This is a genomic window from Bradyrhizobium sp. 76, assembly GCF_023073025.1.
In the GTDB taxonomy this organism is placed as follows: domain Bacteria; phylum Pseudomonadota; class Alphaproteobacteria; order Rhizobiales; family Xanthobacteraceae; genus Bradyrhizobium.
The window spans coordinates 591,940-608,720 of sequence record NZ_JADPIS010000149.1; the positions used below are offsets into that span (position 1 = coordinate 591,940).

The following is a 16,781-nucleotide window of genomic DNA, read 5'->3' on the forward strand; positions in this document are numbered from 1 at the left end:
GGGCGGGGGTTAGTCTCCGGCTGCGCGTTGGAATTCGCGCGCTTGCCCAAATGACGGTGTCATGCCCCGCGAAGGCGGGGCATCCAGTACGTCGCGGCCTTTCGGCTCAATCATAACCGTCTCGAAGTACTGGATCGTCCGCCTTCGCGGACGATGACGGCGAGTGTGTCGCGTGCGCGTGCCAAAAGCTCGTCATTGCGAGGAGCCCGCGACAAAATTGCGAAGCAATTTTGCGCTGGTGCGACGAAGCAATCCAGCCCTTTTGTGTTGACGAGACTGGATTGCTTCGCTTCGCTCGCAATGACAGAAAATTGGAGGAAGCCATCATGTCCCAAGGCAAACGCATCGTTCTCGCCGCGCGTCCCGTCGGCGAGCCAAAGCCGTCCGATTTCCGCATCGAGGAATTCGCGGTTCCTGCGCCTGCCGCAGGCGAAGTCCTGCTGCGCACCATCTGGCTCTCGCTCGATCCCTACATGCGCGGGCGCATGAGCGACGGTCCGTCCTACGCGACGCCGGTGCCCGTCGGTGGTGTGATGGAAGCCGGTACGGTCTGTGAGGTCGCAGCCTCCAACAATCCGAACTTCGCCAAGGGCGACATCGTGCTCTCGCGCGCGGGCTGGCAGACGCACGCGATCTCCGACGGCAAGGGGCTGAACAAGATCGACCCGAAGCTCGCGCCGATCTCGACGGCCGTCGGCGTGCTCGGCATGCCCGGCATGACGGCCTATACGGGCCTGCTCGATATCGGCAAGCCGCAAGCAGGCGAGACCGTCGTCGTCGCCGGTGCCTCCGGTGCGGTCGGTTCGGCCGTGGGACAGATCGCGAAGATCAAGGGCGCACGCGCGGTTGGAATCGCCGGCGGCAAGGACAAATGCGATTACGTCGTGAAGGAGCTCGGCTTCGATGCCTGCATCGATCACCGCGATCCCGATCTGGCTGCGAAGCTGAAGGACGCCTGCCCGAAGGGCATCGACGTCTATTTCGAGAATGTCGGCGGCGCCGTGTTCGAGGCGGTGTTCCCGCTGCTCAATGCGTTTGCGCGCGTACCCGTCTGCGGTCTCATCGCCCATTACAACGACACTGAAGCGAAGCCGCCGAAATGGGCCGCCAGCATGATGCGCGCGACCCTGACCAAGCGGCTGACCTTCCGCGGCTTCATCGTCTCCGACTTCGCCTCCCGCCATGGCGACTTCCTGCGCGACATGTCGGGCTGGGTCCGCGAGGGTAAGGTCAAGTACAAGGAGTTCGTCACCGAGAGCCTGGAGAGCGCGCCCGAAGCCTTCATGGGGCTTCTGAAGGGCGCCAATTTCGGCAAGCAGCTGGTGCGGGTTGGGCCGGACAAGGCTTGATCCGCCGCTCTCGGCCCCTTCGGGGGTCGGGTATGGTTAACAAAGAGTGACCGATCGGCCACACCCGCCCGCAAAAGCCGCAGGTGTGACCGTTGGTTCATTGACGGACCCGCGAAGGCATTGAATCATTGCGCATATTTCAGGTGCGATGATGTTAGAGCTTGTTGTTTTCTGCGTAATTCTTGTGGCCGCCGGTTATTGGGCGACGATGTTTGTCATGGGCCGTCGCGACGACGTCATCCATGGCAAGTTCGTTCACACCGAGGACGCCGGCGCGTTGGCGCAATCCGCAATACCCACGCCTATGCCGCCGTTCCCCAAGCGTCCGGTCAAAGCCACGCGGCCTGCCAATGCTGCGCCTGCCAACACCGGGGCTAAGCCAGTGAACAGCGACGCGCTGCAGTCCTTGCTTGCCGCGATCCAGCAGGATCTCAAGAGCGTCGCTTGAGCAGCGATGGGCAGCGCTAATCCTCGCCGCCCATCTTGGCCCGATCGAACAAAGTTAAAGCACGCGATAGCGGATCGTGTAGGCGTCCTGCGGCGCGACGGGGCTTGCCAACGGCGAGGCGATGCGGTCGGCGAGGTGCCAGGGACCGAACTGAGGGCCGACCTGGGCACCGGACTGTTCGGAGCGATGCGGCTCGGCCGGCAGGCGGAGGCGGAATTCGAAGGTGCCCTTGCCGGGCAGGTTCACGACCAGCACGCGGTCCGCGGTGCGGTGGTTGAGCGCCACCGCGCCACGCAGGACGGAGCGGCCATCACCGAGCTCCCGCACGCCCTCGACCAGTGCCAGCGTCTGGTTACGGTCGGTATGCAGCTCGATCTGGGTGTCGGACGCCGCCGCCAAGGTCTCCCTGGGCATGCGGATCTCGAACTCGACCGCGGGTTTTGACGGATTGAGGCCGAGATAGGCCAGCGCGGCATGGCGCATGTCGTAGGCGGCAAAGGCGAACAGAGCGAGGGCGGCGAGCGCAGCGAGGCCGTGCCTGAGGACATCGCGCCAGGTCCGATAGCTCATTCGGAAGTAGACCGTCATCGCCAGCGCCACCGCAAGCGCCGTCGCGATGCCTGCCAGCGCCGACATCAGGATGCCGAACTGGCCATCGGCGGACTCGGTCAAAGCGCCGGTCAGGCTGCCGATCTGGCTGAAGAGGGTGTTCATGGCGGTCTCTCGCCTTGCGCGCCCCAAGGGGCGAAATCGCTTTAACTGTCGACGGTTGGTCGCCTCATCGGGAACGCCGGTTCAACTCGTTGATTGTCAGGACCAGCGGTGACCGCTAATGGACGCTAGCTGTGGCTTCCGCCGGATGGGACAACCCCGGGAATTCCGATGTCCGTTCAAATGGTTTTGCTGCCGGTCTTCGTGCAGGTCGGTCTCACCTTCGCGCTCCTGATCGCCATGGCGATGGGACGCCGGCGCGCGCTCGTCTCCGGCGAGACCAAGAGCCGTGACATTGCGCTGGGCGAGCCCAACTGGCCCAAAGGCGCCACACAATTCGCCAATTGCTACCGCAACCAGTTCGAATTGCCGGTGCTGTTCTATGTCCTGATCGCGCTGGCGCTCCCGTTGCGCCATGCCGATCTCTTCATCGTGCTGATGTCCTGGGTGTTCGTGGTGACGCGCTTCGTCCATGCCGGAATCTTCGTCTCCTCCAACAATCTCGGACGCCGCTCCACGATCTGGCTCGCCGGCGTGCTCGTGCTGCTCGCGATGTGGATCTACTTCGCACTGAAGATGCTCTTGTTGATCTGACGGTTAGCCGTCGGATTTGATCTGAAAGATTCAAATGACTCCCGCTGCCCGGCTGTCCGCAGCCATCGAACTGATCGACACCATCGAGAAAGACCGCGTGCCCGCGGCCAAGGCGCTGAAGGAGTGGGGCACCGCGCACCGCTTCGCCGGCTCCGGCGACCGCGCCGCCATTGCCGGTCTCGTCTGGGACGTGCTGCGCCGCTATGCCTCGAGCGCCTACCTGATGGATTCGGATACCGCGCGTGCGCGGCTGATCGGCATGCTTCGCCTCGAGCGCAACATGGATACGGCCACCATGGCCGCGCTGTTCGACGGCAGCCGCTTTGCCCCCGCGCCGTTGACCGAGGCCGAGCAGGCCGCGCTCGCCTCGCGGTCCCTTGAAGGTGCCCCGGCCGCGATCGCCGGCGACTATCCGGAATGGCTGGATCCGTATTTGGCAAAAGCGTTCGGCGACGAGCGCGTCGCGGAGGCGGCCGCGATGGCGAGCCGGGCGCCGCTCGACCTGCGCGTCAACACGCTAAAATCCAATCGCGACAAGGCGCTGGGGGCGCTTGCTCATCTTCATGCGAAACCGACGCAGTGGTCCGCAACCGGCCTGCGCATCGAGCTTTCGGCCGATGCGCGCAACCCCGGCATCCAGGCCGAAGAGGATTTCATCAAGGGCGCCATTGAAGTGCAGGATGAGGGGTCGCAGCTTGCGGCTGCCTTGACCGCGGCAAAACCCGGCGAGCAGGTGATCGATCTCTGTGCGGGGGCCGGCGGCAAGACGCTGGCGCTCGCCGCGATGATGCAGGGCAAGGGCCGGCTGATCGCGACCGACAGCGACAAGCGGCAGCTTGCGCCTATCCACGAACGCCTGTCGCGCGCCGGCGTCCACAATGCCGATGTGCGCACTCCCAAGGGCGAGGCCGATCCGCTGGCCGAGATCAGCGCCACCGCCGACCTCGTCGTGATCGACGCGCCCTGCACCGGAACCGGAACCTGGCGCCGCAACCCCGATGCCAAATGGCGCATGCGCCCGGGCGCGCTGGAGATTCGCCTGCGGGACCAGACCGAGGTGCTCGAGCGCGCGGTGCCGCTGCTCAAGGCCGGTGGCCGCATCGCCTACATCACCTGCTCGGTGCTTTCCGAGGAGAACGGCGAGCAGGTGAGGGCGTTCACCGCCCGCCATCCCGAGTTCGCGGTGGTGCCGCCCGAGCAGACCGCGAGCGTGCTCTGGGACAAGGCGGAGGAGTTTGCGCAAGCCGCGCTGCAATCGCCGGAAGGCTGGCTGATGACGCCGCGGCGGACGGGCACGGACGGGTTCTTCGTCTCGGTGCTGAAGAAGGCATAACTCACCCCCGTCACCGCCGGTGCGGCGGCCCCCAAAACAAAAACCCCGCGAACCGGAACCCGGTCGCGGGGTTTTCTAGCTCTACGTTCTGCCGGTACGTCCGTGGTCAGAACGGTGCGCTGGCGTTAGCCGACGCGGAGATTGTCAGCCGAGGACTTGCCGCTGCGACGATCGGCGACGATGTCGAACGAGACCTTCTGACCTTCGTTGAGGGTCGAGAGGCCAGCGCGCTCGACGGCGCTGATGTGCACGAACACGTCCTTGTCGCCGTCATCCGGCTGAATGAAACCAAAACCCTTTTGATTGTTGAACCACTTCACGGTGCCCATAGCCATGGGAATTTCCTTTGCTTAAGAAGTTAACACGCGGACCGGTACGCACTATTGCGCCCATAATCCTGATCAGTCGATGTTGGAGAAATCATCTGAAGCGTGCGCGCCCGTCAGCAACGAAGCGAAGCGGCCCAGTCGTTCGGCCAAGTATCGATGATCACAATATAGCGAGATTTTGGGGCCACTTCAAGGCACCACCCGCCGCTCGGGATGTCCCCGAATTTTGCTATTTTGCGGTGCAAATTAACCCTTCCGGGGCGCTCAATCGACGATAAACAGCGTCGCCCCCGTCGCGGTCGAGGACCGGTGCGCTGCGTCGCCGAAATCCGAGACCTGGTAGCTCATCCCCGCCGTGAGCTTGAACTTGCGGCCGTCGCGCAGCTCGCTGTCGAGCTCGCCCTGCAGCACGTACAGCACGTGGCCGCGGTCGCACCAATGGTCGGCGAGATAGCCCGGCGTATATTCGACCATCCGCACCCGGAGATCGCCGATGTCGAGCGTGCGCCACTGCGCCTGCCCGGTCTCGCCGGGATGGATGGTCGGCTCGACCTTGCTCCAGTCGGTGACGGTGAAGGGGGAGGTGGGGAGCTTCATCTGGAATCCTGTGTCAGAGCCGGCGCCGGTGTTGTTAGCGTATGTGCTCGCCACAGTCTCCGTCATTGCGAGGAGCCCTTGCGACGAAGCAATCCAGACTATCTCCGCGGACAGATTCTGGATTGCTTCGCTACGCTCGCAATGACGGGGGACAGGCTAGTGCACCGGATGATTCGCCGATCCCTGCACGATCTTTCCGGCCGCATTCACCCGCAGATATTCGCAGATCCGCTTTCCCCGCTCGTTCTCGTAGAACACCACCACGCTATCAGGGCTGACGAACAATTCGATCAGCGAGAAATGCAGGTTCGGCAACAGCGCGAGCGCCTTGCCCCAATAGGCGCGCAACGCATCCTTGCCGCGCACGGTCCCGCTTTCATCGAACCCCATCGCTGGGATGCGGTCCGACGTCATCACGACGTCCTCGTCATAGAGCGTGAGCACCCGTTCGAGGTCGCGCGCGTTCCAGGCCTCGACCCAGGTGCGGCCGAGTGCGGCGAGATTCGACGGCTGATGATGGTATGGCATGACGTTCTCCCTGTTCGGCCCTTGGTGAGTGACGGGCCATATTAGGTCAATAGTACTTACCTATATTGATTTGTCCATGCCCAAAGAAGAATGTGGGCCCGCGGCCCGCGCGGTTGCGGGAAAAGTCCCCGTCGCGTATTTGCTTGCCATGACAGCAGCACAGACCGACCGCTCCGCGTCGACGCCCTCCGTGGCCTCGGCGCATGACAAGATTCTCATCGTCGACTTCGGTAGCCAGGTGACGCAGCTCATTGCGCGTCGCGTGCGCGAGGACGGCGTCTATTGCGAGATCGTCCCGTTCAACAAGGCCGAACAAGCCTTCAACGAGATGAAGCCGAAGGCGGTGATTCTCTCCGGCGGGCCTGAGTCGGTGCATGAAGCGGGCTCGCCCCGCGCGCCGCAAGCGATCTTCGATTCCGGCGTGCCGGTGATGGGCATCTGCTACGGCCAGATGGCCATGGCGGAGCAGCTCGGCGGCACCGTCGAGGGCGGCCATCACCGCGAATTCGGCCGCGCCGATGTCGAGGTGAAGGCGCCGAGCAAGCTGTTCGAGGACGTCTGGTCGCCAGGCGGCAAGAACCAGGTCTGGATGAGCCATGGCGACCGCATTACAAAAATGCCGCCGGGCTTCTCGGTGGCCGGCACGTCGCCGAACGCGCCGTTCGCGATCATCCAGGACGAGACGCGCAAATATTACGGCCTGATGTTCCACCCCGAAGTGGTGCACACGCCCGACGGCGCCAAACTGATCCGCAACTTCGTTCGCAAGATCGCAGGCCTGTCCGGCGACTGGACCATGCGCGCCTTCCGCGAGGAGGAGATCGCCAAAATTCGCGCCCAGGTCGGCAAGGGCAGGGTGCTCTGCGGCCTCTCCGGCGGAGTCGATTCCGCGGTCGCAGCCGTGCTGATCCACGAAGCGATCGGCGAGCAGCTCACCTGCGTGTTCGTCGATCACGGCATGCTGCGTCTCGATGAAGCCAAGACCGTGGTCGACCTGTTCCGCCACCACTACAACATCCCGCTCGTGCACGTGGATGCCTCGAAGCAATTTCTCGGTGAGCTCGAAGGCGTCACCGATCCCGAGACCAAGCGCAAGACCATCGGCCGCCTCTTCATCGAGGTGTTCGAGGCGGAGGCCAAGAAGATCGGCGGCGCCGACTTCCTGGCGCAGGGCACGCTCTACCCTGACGTGATCGAGAGCGTCTCGTTCACCGGCGGTCCCTCGGTAACGATCAAGTCGCACCACAATGTCGGCGGTCTTCCCGAGCGCATGAACATGAAGCTGGTCGAGCCGCTGCGCGAACTGTTCAAGGACGAGGTCCGCAAGCTCGGCCGCGAGCTCGGCCTGCCCGAAATCTTCGTCGGCCGCCACCCGTTCCCGGGCCCCGGCCTCGCCATCCGCTGCCCCGGCGACATCACCCGCGAAAAGCTCGACATCCTGCGCAAGGCCGACGCCGTCTACATCGACCAGATCCGCAAGCACGGCCTCTACGACGACATCTGGCAGGCCTTTGCCGTGCTGCTCCCCGTGAAGACCGTCGGCGTCATGGGCGACGGCCGCACCTACGACTTCGTCGTGGGCCTGCGCGCCGTCACCTCCACCGACGGCATGACCGCGGACTTTTACCAGTTCGACATGAAGTTTCTCGGCGAGACCGCCACCCGCATCATCAACGAGGTGAAGGGCGTGAACCGGGTGGTGTACGACGTGACGAGCAAGCCGCCTGGGACGATTGAGTGGGAATAGTTTTTAGAGACTGAGTGTCGAAGGCGCGCTTTTAGGGGCTCCGTTTCGGTCGGTTCTGTACCATCATGCTCCATGATGGTATCTGGCGGCAAACCGAACGGAGAATGCCTTGTTGACCGATACGGGACTTCAGGAGCTCAAATCTGGCGAGACGCTTTACAAGCGCGACGGCATGTGCGTTGCCGTCCTGCCCATCAAGAGGCGCAAGCAGATCTGGGAAAGTGGCGACCGCACCATCAAGGTGGTGCAGTGATGCGCGCCGCGTTGAAAGTGGTGATGGCCGCAATACTTGTGATGCCTGCTGCGGTGGCTCTGGCGAAGTCTCCGGACTGTGCGAGTTGGCCCACCAACATGGCCCTCGTGCACCTCAAGAACGCCGGCCTGATTGACATCCCATCGGTAATCGAGGCGCAGACCAAGGCCGTTCGTCTCGCATCCGAAAAGATCGGCAAAGACCTCTACCAGCAGGTTTACGACATCACGTTTCACACCAAGGATGGCAAGACGATCGAGGTCATCACGAAAAACCAGGCATCAAGCGTGGAATGCTCGATGAGCGGCGTCGATGTCTACGTGGTCTCGAACAAAATCGGCGGGTCGGCAGAGCAGCCATCTGTGGGCACGACCAAAAAGTGATCCGGAGTGACGGTGACGGCGCACCAAACCACTCTCAAGTTTAGTGCACCGTCACGGTCACACCGTCCGCTCCCTGACGCTTGAGCCCTCGACCACCCTTAATTCCGGCTCCTCGGCGCAAATCGCGGCGAGGAAATCGATGAAATGCCGCACCCGGGAGGGCATGCGCCGGCCGGCAGCGGTCACTGCGTTGATCGGGAAGGGCGGCGGCGCATGCTGGTCCAGAATGCGTACGACCTCGCCCGACGCCAGCACATCCGTGAACAACCAACTCGCGTGATGGGCAATGCCGAGGCCCGCGAGAACCGCGCCGCGGACATGCTCGGCGTCATTCGTGCGGAACGCTCCCCCACCATCGACCGTGACCTGCCCGCCGTCTACGTGGAAACCCCACCCAATGATATCGCCCTGGTAGACATAGCTGATGCGCTGGTGGTTGCGCAGTTCGCCTAGCGTTTGCGGCGCGCCGTGTTGGGCAAGATAGCTGGCAGAGGCCACGGTTATCATCCGCATGTCGCCGATGCGCCGGGCGACGAGTGCTGAATCCGAAAGCCGACCGATACGGATCGCGACGTCTATCCCTTCCTCGATGAGGTCAACGTGTCGCCCGGAGACTTCCATCTCAATCGCGACGTCGGGGAAACGGTTCCTGAAATCCGATAGCCGGGGAATAACGAACATCCTCCCGAAGGCCGGCGAGAGGGTCACGCGGACCAGCCCTGAAGGGGCCGACTGCCCTTCAAGGACTCTCTCTTCGACGAAGTCGAGATCCTGAAGGATACGGACGGTGGCCTCGTAATAGTCCTGTCCTGCCGGCGTCACGGCAAGGGCACGGGAATTTCTCGCGAGGAGTTGCGTCCCGAGCCGCGCTTCAAGCGCAACCATCTGCTTGCTGACGGTTGGCTGGCTGACGTTGAGGTCACGCGCCGCCTGCGAAAAGCTTCCGCTTTCGACGACGCGCACGAACATCCGTATCGCGTCCAGCTTATCCATCAATTTTTTCCGGACACGCCCCGCCGCGCATGCAATCCTCAGTCCATTCCTCTCCGGAATAGATGGCATTCTATAGGCGTCAATTTCATTTGCAAAATGAATATGCGACTCGGCAGTCGGCCGCCCGCTGAGGGGCCGTGCTGAAAGGAAGAGTTATGGCAATCAAGATCTATGGTGATGCGGGCTCGGGCAGCTTGCGTCGCGTGACCACGGCTGCGAAGATCATGGGCATTGAACTCGATCGCGTGAGCGTCGACCTTTTCAAAGGCGAGAGCCAAACCGACGCGTTCAAATCACGTCTCAATCCCAACGGTCTCACTCCGGTTCTGGAGGATGGGGACACCATTGTCTGGGAAGCGTCAGCGATCAATCTGTATCTCGCCAGCAAGGTGAGTTCGCCGCTGGTCGGAACCACGCCGGAGGAGCAATTCCAGGTGCTTCAGTGGATGTTCTGGTCCGGCGAACAGTGGCGCACCTTCACGACCACTCTCTTCGACGAGCGCGTCGCCAAGACGATCATGGGCTTGCCGAAGGACGAGTCCCTCATCGCGTTCACGGAGCGTAAGATCCGCGCCGCAGCGAAGGTCCTCGACCAGCATCTTGAAGGCCGCAAGTTCATGGTTGGCGATGCGTTGACCTTTGCTGATATCGATATTGCGGCGCCTTTCTCCCAGGTCGATCGTGCAAAGTTTCCGTTCAAGGACTATCCGAACTTGATCGCCTGGCACGACAATCTTCTTCGGTCGTTCCCGGCGTGGGCGGAGACGAAGGCCGAGGTTGACAACCGCATGGGAAGCTTTCTGACGAGCGTCGGTGTGAAGCTATAAAAATCCAGGCTTGCCCATACGCGAAATTGAATTCGCGATGCCAAGGCCAGGTTCTCCGCGGTTGTCGATGCGGCGGTAGAGGGCACGCCTGCGGTCGTCACGGCCAGTGCGCAGGGCGGATTAGCCGCAAGGCGTAATCCGCCCGCTTCGCCGGGAGTCGCTCCGCTCCTGAAACGGCGCCGATACGCCGATTACTGCTCCTTCCTGAACAAATCCTGGAAGATGAGCGGGCCCCAAACCCGGCCGCGTGCGTGCACCAGCGCGCCACCCTCGTTGAGCTTTCCCAGCTTGACGGGTGCGAACCCGAGTTGTTTGGCCAGCGCCGCCACGGGAGCAATCGCGTCGTCGTCGTCGCTCGAGAGAAAGACGACGCGGTGGCCGCCCTCGACGACCGGATCGGTGGCCAGAGTGGCCGCACCCAGGTGATTGAAACCTTTCACGAGCTTGGCGCCGGTGAACGCCTTCGCGACGACAGCGGAGGACAGAAGACCATCCAGCTCTTCTCCAAACCCGTTCGTCGCGTCGATGATCGTCTTGCCTTTCCAGCTCGGCAGGGCCTTCGCAACCTCGCGATGCTCCCCGAACGGGACCGCCAGGATGATCGTGTCGGCCTCCAGTGCTTCCCGCAGCGACTTGGCGACGACCGTGGGTCCAATCGCCCGGGCCTGCGGCGCCAACGCCTCGGGCGGCCGGCGGCTCGCGACCGTTACGGCGATGCTTTTACGGGCGAAGGCATGGGCGAGGGCCTGGCCGATCTTGCCGAATCCTATGATTGCGTAGCTCATAATATTTCTCCAATCCGTGTTGATATTGATTTCCGGGCCGTTCAGATGGCCGAGAAGCCGCCGTCGACCGACAACTCCACCCCATTCACGAAGCTCGAATCGTCTGAAGCAAGAAACAGCGCGACCGCCGCGATTTCCTCAGAACGACCCATCGTTCCCCTGGGGATCAGGGATTCGAACATCCGCTTCGCTTCCTCGGTGAGAACCTGATCCTGCATCGGTGTGGCGATCGGCCCCGGGCTCAGCACGTTCACCCGGATATTCCTGCCCTTCAGTTCGTTGAGCCACGTGCGTGCAAATGAGCGCAGCGCCGCCTTGCTCGCCGCATATACGCCGTAACCAGGGAAACCTTTCACCGACGCAACGGACCCCGTCATGAAGATCGATCCGCCATCGCGAAACAGCGGCAACGCCTTCTGCACAGTAAACAGCGTGCCGCGCGTATTCAGGCCGAAGATTGCATCGAAATGCTGCTCGGTGATCTCGCCCAGTGGGACGGCTTCGCCCATGCCGGCGCTCGCGTACAGGACGTCGATCCTGCCCTTGTCCCGCTTGACCGTTTCGAACAGGCGGTCGAGGTCGTCGAGATTGGCCGCGTCGCCGCGCACGCCCGTCACGTTCCGGCCAATCAACTTGACGGCGTCGTCGAGCGCCTCCTGCCTCCGGCCCGTGACGAAAACATAAGCGCCTTCTTCAACGAACCGCCTGGCGCTCGCCAGCGCCATGCCGCTCGATCCGCCCGTGATGACCGCAACCTTGCCGTCAAGCTTTCCCATGATTTCTCCTGTCGTGGTGTCGGGACAGCATCTGCCCCGAGGTCCCCGAGATAAGTCCGCCAGCGTCAGGCGTTCAGTGCGGAAGCGCGCACATCGGTGGTGCGAAATCGATCCGGCCGGACGACTGACGCCAGCGGCGACGATCGACGTCGGCCGTTGGGAAGGGGCTGGGCCTGCCGGAACGGGCTATGATGACCGCCCGTACTGCGGTACGAGGCGTTCGATTGGACTTGGAAGGCGCACCCCGCGGTGCGGGATTGCACCATGATCGACTGGGACGATGTTCGCTATTTTCTAGCCGTCGCGCGGGGAGGCTCGGTGCGGGCGGCCGCCGAGCACCTCGGCGTGAACCACGCGACCGTGCTGCGACGCATCGCCCAGCTCGAGGAACGCCTCGGGGTCCAGATGTTCGAAAAGCTGCCTTCGGGCTACCGGCTGACGGCTGCGGGCGAGGAGGTCCTCGAATTCGCGGACCAGATGGAAGCGTCGTCGCACCAGCTGGAGACGCGCGTGTTCGGGCGCGACCAGAGCGTGCGCGGGCGTCTGCGGGTGACGCTGGCGCCGCCGATGGCGACACATTTGCTCATGCCTGATTTCGCCGATTTCGCGCGTCTGCATCCCGATATCGAGATGGATATCCTGTCGTTCGGCGAGCTGGCAAATCTGACCAACCGGGAGGCCGACGTCGCGATCCGCGTCGTCTACGATCGCAAAACGTTGCCGCAAAATCTTCACGGCATGAAGGGACCGGAGCTGTTCGGCGGCGTCTACATGTCCAGGGATCGACTGGCCGCGTGGCGTGCGGGCGCGCCTGATCCCGTCCGCTGGATCGTCATCAGCATGCACGGCATCCCGGACTGGGCCAGCGCCGGTGAGGTTCGCACCACGGGCGTTCCATTCAGGACCAGTGACGCCGGGGCGCAGATCGCTGCGGTCCGGCAAGGGCTGGGCATCACGACGCTGCCGTGCTTCGTCGGCGATGCCGATCCGCTACTCGTGAGGGTGCCGGGCACCGACCTTCACATGTACGGAACGGTTTGGCTCCTCACACAGGGAGAGACACGCAAGACCAAGCGCGTGCGGCTCTTCACGGAATTCGTATCCCGCCGGCTCGCCGCGTATGCGCCGCTGCTGGCGGGGTTGGTGGTATCGCGCGACTGACGCGCGGCAGGTCACCGGCTTGGCTCGGCTCGCCAAAGCAAAGCGGGATTCACCCACCTTGAGCGTGATCTGCGGCTTGCGGCCCCTAAGCCGCGTCGAATCTGAAGGCCTTCGTTGCGATACAGCGTGCGTACCGCAATTTCTGCGATATCATCGGTTTGCACGAATGCCCGCACTCGATGGATCTTCACTGTGCGCGTGGCCGCGCGAGGAGATGAAATCATGACCGCGAATGCTTTCTCGGACCTTACGCGGCTGATTAACGGCTATCAGATTTCGCAGGCCATTCACGTAGCGGCCCGGCTTGGCATAGCCGACCACCTCAGTCACGGGCCACTAAGCAGCAACGAACTTGCTCGGCTCAGCGGATCGCATCCCAGGACACTTTATCGGGTTTTGCGGGCGCTGGCTTCAGCCGGTGTTTTCCATGAGGCCGAGAACAAGACGTTCTCGCTCACTCCGATCGGCGAGTGTCTTCGTTCTGACTCGCCGACGCCACTCGACGGCTGGGCCGCATATGTCGGCCGACCTTATGCCTGGCAGGCCTGGGGCAATCTTGAACACAGCGTCCGCACTGGGGAGAATGCCTTTCGGCATCTCAACGGTCAGAGCGTATGGGAGTATCGCAGCACCCGTCCAGATGAGAACGCGATCTTCAACCGAGCCATGACGGCCAATTCTCGTGGCGCCATCGAGGCCATCATCGCCGCCTACGATTTCAGCCGTTTTCGTCACGTCGCGGATATCGGGGGTGGCCAAGGTCAACTGTTGGCGGGAATTCTCGGCGCAAACAAGGGCCTGCGCGGAACGCTGTTCGATCAGCCGCACGTGGTTGGCAAGGCGGCTGAAGTTCTGACCCAACATGATGTCGCCGACAGATGCGAAATCGTTGGAGGCAGTTTCTTTGAAACAATCCCGGAGGGGGCCGACGCCTACGTGATGCGGGCGATCATCCACGATTGGGACGATAAGGAGGCGATTTCTATCCTGAAGACCTGCCGCCGCGCGATGACCGCTGATGCCAGATTGCTCCTTGTCGAACGTGTGGTGGAGCCGCCGAACGAGGGGCCAATCTCGAAATTCAGTGACCTGAATATGCTTGTCATGCTCGGTGCACTGGAACGGAGCTACGAAGAATATTCCGAGCTATGCCGAACGGCCGGATTTGAGATGCGCGGCACAACTCGCGCGGGCTCGCACTTCCAGGTCATCGAGGCAGTTCCCGCTTAGACCGAACTGGTGTGGGACCTTGCTTCACCCGCAGGGAGGCCGCATCAGATGCGCTTTCATAACCTGAGGTCTGGTTATCGCCGCTAGCCGCTTAGCGAGTACATGCCCTAATCCGCCCCGACCGAACTCCCCTGTCGCTGAGCCGCGATCAGCATCTCCACGAACGCGGTCACTTTCGGCGGGCGGAAGCGGGCTGCGGGGTAGACCGTGTGGATGCCGCCGGATGGCAGTTGCCATTGCGGCAGGATGTGGATGAGGCGCCCGGCCGCGAGATCGTCGGCCACCAGGAAATCCGGCAGCACCGACAGACCGCCGCCGGCGAGCACGGCCGCGAGCACGCCCGGTGTCGTGTCGATGGCGATGCTCGCCTGCAGGCGCACGGCGCGTCGATCGAGATCGCCGCGCGAGAACTGCCACAGCAGCGGCTCGCGCAGCGCCATGTTGGCGACGAACGGGAGCGTCACGAGGTCGTCGGGATCGCGCGCGGCGGCGATCCGATCCGTGAACGCGGGAGCGCCGACCAGACATTGCCGGAACGATCCGATCTTGCGCGCTTGCAGGCTGGAATCGACCAGCCAGCCGACCCGGATCGCCATGTCGATCTGGCCTGAGGCGAGGTCGACCGTCTGATCTTCGAGCGTCAACTCCACCCGGCAGTTGGGATAGCGTGCCGCGTAGGCGGTGACGACGGCGACGACGACGGCGGTGCCGTAGTCGTTCGGCGCCGTGATCCGCAATGTGCCGGTCGGCGCGGCGGCTGCCTGGGCGAGTTCGTCGAAGGCATCCTCGGCCTCGCGCAAGATCATGGCGCAGCGCGCATGAAACATCCGGCCCGCCTCGGTCGGATGAACGCGGCGCGTCGTGCGCACGAACAGGCTGGTGCCGAGATCGCGCTCCAGCTGCGCCACCTGCTGGCTGACCACGGCCTTGGTGATGCCGAGCCGCTCGGCGGCCCGCGTGAAGGATCCGGTGTCCACGACGGCTGCGAAATAGGCGAGGCGGTTCAGGTTCATAGGCTCGTCCGGTCAGATTTATTGTCAGCCAACGCCATACATTATGTCTGCTTTGTTGATATTTATCTACCAATGTGCGCGTGCCACATTGCGGTTCAAGGAGATCGCCATGTCCGCGCGCATTCCCATCACCTACCTGTTCGACCCGCTCTGCGGCTGGTGCTACGGCGCCTCCACGTTGCTCGAACAGCTCGTCGCCCGACCGGATTTTGCGGTCGAACTTGCGCCGACAGGCCTGTTCGCCGGCGAGGGCGCGCGTCCGATGGACGACGGCTTTGCCGCCTATGCCTGGACCAACGACCAGCGGATTTCGCGCTTGAGCGGCCAGCCCTTCAGCGAAGCCTATCGCCGCGATGTGCTGGGCGACCGCACGCGCCTGTTCGACTCCGGCCCGGCCACATTGGCGCTCACGGCTGTCGCGCTCACGGCGCCTGATCGGGAGTTCGCGGCGCTGAAGGCCTTCCAGCTCGTCCGCTATGTCGAGGGCCGCGACAGCACGGACATGTCCGTTCTGTCGGATGTGCTCTGCGCGATGAATTTGCCGGAGGTTGCCGCCCGACTGGCGAGCCCCGACACCGTATTGATCGCCGCGTATCGCGCGCGTCTCGAGGCTGGGCGTGCCGAGATGCGCCGGCTCGGCGCCAACGGCGTCCCGGCCCTGATCGTAGGCACCGGCAATGATCGCCGCCTTGTGCAGGCAAGCGCGCTGTTCGGCAGCCTGGACGTCCTGATCGATGGACTGAAGGCGGCGTGAGCGCAGCGATCAACACAGTCGAGACCATCCCATTTGAATTTCGAAATCGCAGACCAGCACCAGGAGACCAACATGCTGACAAGGAGAACCATCATGAAAACCACTCTCACCGCGGGCGCCGCAGCAGTCTTCGCACCCGCAGGCTTCGGCCATGCCGCGGGCGGACTCACCTGGAAGCATTTTCCAGCCGGACAGAACGGCTTCTTCCGGGCTCCCGTTCTGGTGTCCGGGCCGAGCGAAGCCGTGCTGATCGATGGCGGCTTCACGTTGTCCGATGGCAAGGCTGTCGCTGACGCCATCAAGGCCACCGGCAAGAAGCTCACCACCATCTATATCAGCCAGTCGGACCCGGATTATTATTTCAGCCTCGGCGCCATCAAGGCGGCGTTCCCGGAGGCCCGCGTGCTCGCGACGCCCGCAACATTGGCGGCCATTAACGCCAGCGTCGAAAAGAAGCTTGCCGTCTGGGGGCCGCAGCTCAAGGCGAACGGCCCGCAGGTGCTCGCCGATGTGGTCATCCCCGAAGCGTTCGACGGCAAGACGCTCAGCGTGGACGGCGAGACCATCGAGATCGTCAGCGCGGATGGCCTGGCCAACCGGCGCTACCTGTTCGTGCCCTCGCTCAACGCGGTGTTCGGCGGCGTGCTGATCTTCTCCGGCGTCCATGTCTGGACCGCCGACACGCCGACCCGAGAGCAGCGCGCCGCCTGGATCGCCAATCTCGAAAAGATCGCGGCGCGCAAGCCGGCGGTCGTCGTCCCCGGCCATCTGTCGGTGGATGGGAAGACCGACCTATCCGGTGTCGAGCACACCATCGCCTACCTCAAGGCGTTCGACGAAGAGCTGGCCAAGGTCAAGGAGTCCGCGGCGCTCAAGGCGGCGATGGAGGCGCGCTTCCCCGGCCTCGGCATGGGCGTTGCACTCGACATCGGCGCCAAGGTCGCCACCGGCGAGATGAAATGGGGTTGAG

The 16,781-nt window shown here is 63.3% G+C and carries 20 protein-coding genes; 12 read left to right on the forward strand and 8 right to left on the reverse strand.

What is annotated here, in order from left to right; translation table 11 throughout:
• The first annotated feature begins 326 nt into the window (after positions 1–326).
• Complete coding sequence (locus tag IVB48_RS38275) at positions 327–1,349, forward strand: NADP-dependent oxidoreductase (RefSeq protein WP_247408301.1); 1,023 nt, start codon at positions 327–329, stop codon at positions 1,347–1,349.
• A 151-nt stretch (positions 1,350–1,500) separates the two neighbouring features.
• Entirely contained in the window at positions 1,501–1,797 is a 297-nt protein-coding gene (locus tag IVB48_RS38280; RefSeq protein WP_247360691.1) for a hypothetical protein, read from the forward strand.
• Between the two features lie 54 nt (positions 1,798–1,851).
• On the opposite strand, the gene IVB48_RS38285 is transcribed toward IVB48_RS38280, so the two are convergent.
• Positions 1,852–2,511, reverse strand: coding sequence for an acriflavin resistance protein (locus tag IVB48_RS38285; protein ID WP_247408304.1), 660 nt, complete (start codon positions 2,509–2,511; stop codon positions 1,852–1,854).
• Between the two features lie 168 nt (positions 2,512–2,679).
• On the opposite strand from IVB48_RS38285, the gene IVB48_RS38290 reads away from it, so the two are divergent.
• Both IVB48_RS38290 and IVB48_RS38295 read left to right on the forward strand, forming a co-directional pair.
• Complete coding sequence (locus tag IVB48_RS38290) at positions 2,680–3,102, forward strand: MAPEG family protein (RefSeq protein WP_027569585.1); 423 nt, start codon at positions 2,680–2,682, stop codon at positions 3,100–3,102.
• Positions 3,103–3,136: 34 nt separating this feature from the next.
• Positions 3,137–4,435: an RsmB/NOP family class I SAM-dependent RNA methyltransferase gene (locus IVB48_RS38295; protein WP_247408305.1), complete on the forward strand. Its 1,299-nt coding sequence runs from the start codon at positions 3,137–3,139 to the stop codon at positions 4,433–4,435.
• A 125-nt stretch (positions 4,436–4,560) separates the two neighbouring features.
• Here IVB48_RS38295 and IVB48_RS38300 read toward each other — a convergent pair whose 3' ends face one another.
• The 3 genes from IVB48_RS38300 to IVB48_RS38310 all read right to left on the reverse strand — a co-directional run bounded on the left by IVB48_RS38300 (position 4,561) and on the right by IVB48_RS38310 (position 5,889).
• Positions 4,561–4,770, reverse strand: coding sequence for a cold-shock protein (locus IVB48_RS38300; protein WP_007592195.1), 210 nt, complete (start codon positions 4,768–4,770; stop codon positions 4,561–4,563).
• Between the two features lie 258 nt (positions 4,771–5,028).
• Entirely contained in the window at positions 5,029–5,361 is a 333-nt protein-coding gene (locus IVB48_RS38305; protein ID WP_027569587.1) for a DHCW motif cupin fold protein, read from the reverse strand.
• Positions 5,362–5,517: 156 nt separating this feature from the next.
• The gene (locus IVB48_RS38310; RefSeq protein WP_247360520.1) at positions 5,518–5,889 is read right to left on the reverse strand and encodes a nuclear transport factor 2 family protein; all 372 of its coding nucleotides are present in this window, start codon (positions 5,887–5,889) and stop codon (positions 5,518–5,520) included.
• Positions 5,890–5,965: 76 nt separating this feature from the next.
• Here IVB48_RS38310 and guaA point away from each other — a divergent pair, with 76 nt between their 5' ends.
• The 3 genes from guaA to IVB48_RS38325 all read left to right on the forward strand — a co-directional run bounded on the left by guaA (position 5,966) and on the right by IVB48_RS38325 (position 8,272).
• Positions 5,966–7,636, forward strand: coding sequence for a glutamine-hydrolyzing GMP synthase (gene guaA / locus IVB48_RS38315; RefSeq protein ID WP_275992119.1), 1,671 nt, complete (start codon positions 5,966–5,968; stop codon positions 7,634–7,636).
• 109 nt (positions 7,637–7,745) lie between these two features.
• Positions 7,746–7,889: an integrase gene (locus tag IVB48_RS38320; protein ID WP_247408307.1), complete on the forward strand. Its 144-nt coding sequence runs from the start codon at positions 7,746–7,748 to the stop codon at positions 7,887–7,889.
• Entirely contained in the window at positions 7,889–8,272 is a 384-nt protein-coding gene (locus IVB48_RS38325; protein WP_247408309.1) for a hypothetical protein, read from the forward strand. Before IVB48_RS38320 ends, IVB48_RS38325 begins: the two co-directional genes overlap by 1 nt.
• A gap of 57 nt (positions 8,273–8,329) precedes the next feature.
• Here IVB48_RS38325 and IVB48_RS38330 read toward each other — a convergent pair whose 3' ends face one another.
• Entirely contained in the window at positions 8,330–9,265 is a 936-nt protein-coding gene (locus IVB48_RS38330; RefSeq protein WP_247408310.1) for a LysR family transcriptional regulator, read from the reverse strand.
• A gap of 155 nt (positions 9,266–9,420) precedes the next feature.
• On the opposite strand from IVB48_RS38330, the gene IVB48_RS38335 reads away from it, so the two are divergent.
• Positions 9,421–10,092, forward strand: coding sequence for a glutathione S-transferase family protein (locus IVB48_RS38335; RefSeq protein ID WP_247408312.1), 672 nt, complete (start codon positions 9,421–9,423; stop codon positions 10,090–10,092).
• 191 nt (positions 10,093–10,283) lie between these two features.
• On the opposite strand, the gene IVB48_RS38340 is transcribed toward IVB48_RS38335, so the two are convergent.
• Together IVB48_RS38340 and IVB48_RS38345 are read right to left on the reverse strand one after the other, a co-directional pair.
• Entirely contained in the window at positions 10,284–10,877 is a 594-nt protein-coding gene (locus IVB48_RS38340) for an NAD(P)-binding domain-containing protein (RefSeq protein WP_247286502.1), read from the reverse strand.
• Between the two features lie 41 nt (positions 10,878–10,918).
• Positions 10,919–11,653 carry an SDR family oxidoreductase gene (locus tag IVB48_RS38345; RefSeq protein ID WP_247408314.1) on the reverse strand — a complete coding sequence of 245 codons (735 nt, stop codon included), beginning with the start codon at positions 11,651–11,653 and terminating at the stop codon, positions 10,919–10,921.
• 264 nt (positions 11,654–11,917) lie between these two features.
• Between IVB48_RS38345 and IVB48_RS38350 the strand changes: the two genes are divergently transcribed.
• Complete coding sequence (locus tag IVB48_RS38350; RefSeq protein WP_247408316.1) at positions 11,918–12,814, forward strand: LysR family transcriptional regulator; 897 nt, start codon at positions 11,918–11,920, stop codon at positions 12,812–12,814.
• A gap of 222 nt (positions 12,815–13,036) precedes the next feature.
• Positions 13,037–14,044 (forward strand): acetylserotonin O-methyltransferase, encoded by a 1,008-nt coding sequence (locus IVB48_RS38355; protein WP_247408317.1) that lies wholly within the window; start codon positions 13,037–13,039, stop codon positions 14,042–14,044.
• Positions 14,045–14,151: 107 nt separating this feature from the next.
• Here the strand turns inward: IVB48_RS38355 and IVB48_RS38360 are convergent, their stop codons facing one another.
• Positions 14,152–15,057, reverse strand: coding sequence for a LysR family transcriptional regulator (locus tag IVB48_RS38360; RefSeq protein ID WP_247408319.1), 906 nt, complete (start codon positions 15,055–15,057; stop codon positions 14,152–14,154).
• A gap of 109 nt (positions 15,058–15,166) precedes the next feature.
• Between IVB48_RS38360 and IVB48_RS38365 the strand changes: the two genes are divergently transcribed.
• The gene (locus IVB48_RS38365; protein ID WP_247408322.1) at positions 15,167–15,811 is read left to right on the forward strand and encodes a DsbA family protein; all 645 of its coding nucleotides are present in this window, start codon (positions 15,167–15,169) and stop codon (positions 15,809–15,811) included.
• Positions 15,812–15,883: 72 nt separating this feature from the next.
• Positions 15,884–16,780, forward strand: coding sequence for an MBL fold metallo-hydrolase (locus IVB48_RS38370; protein WP_247408324.1), 897 nt, complete (start codon positions 15,884–15,886; stop codon positions 16,778–16,780).
• Position 16,781 lies beyond the last annotated feature (1 nt).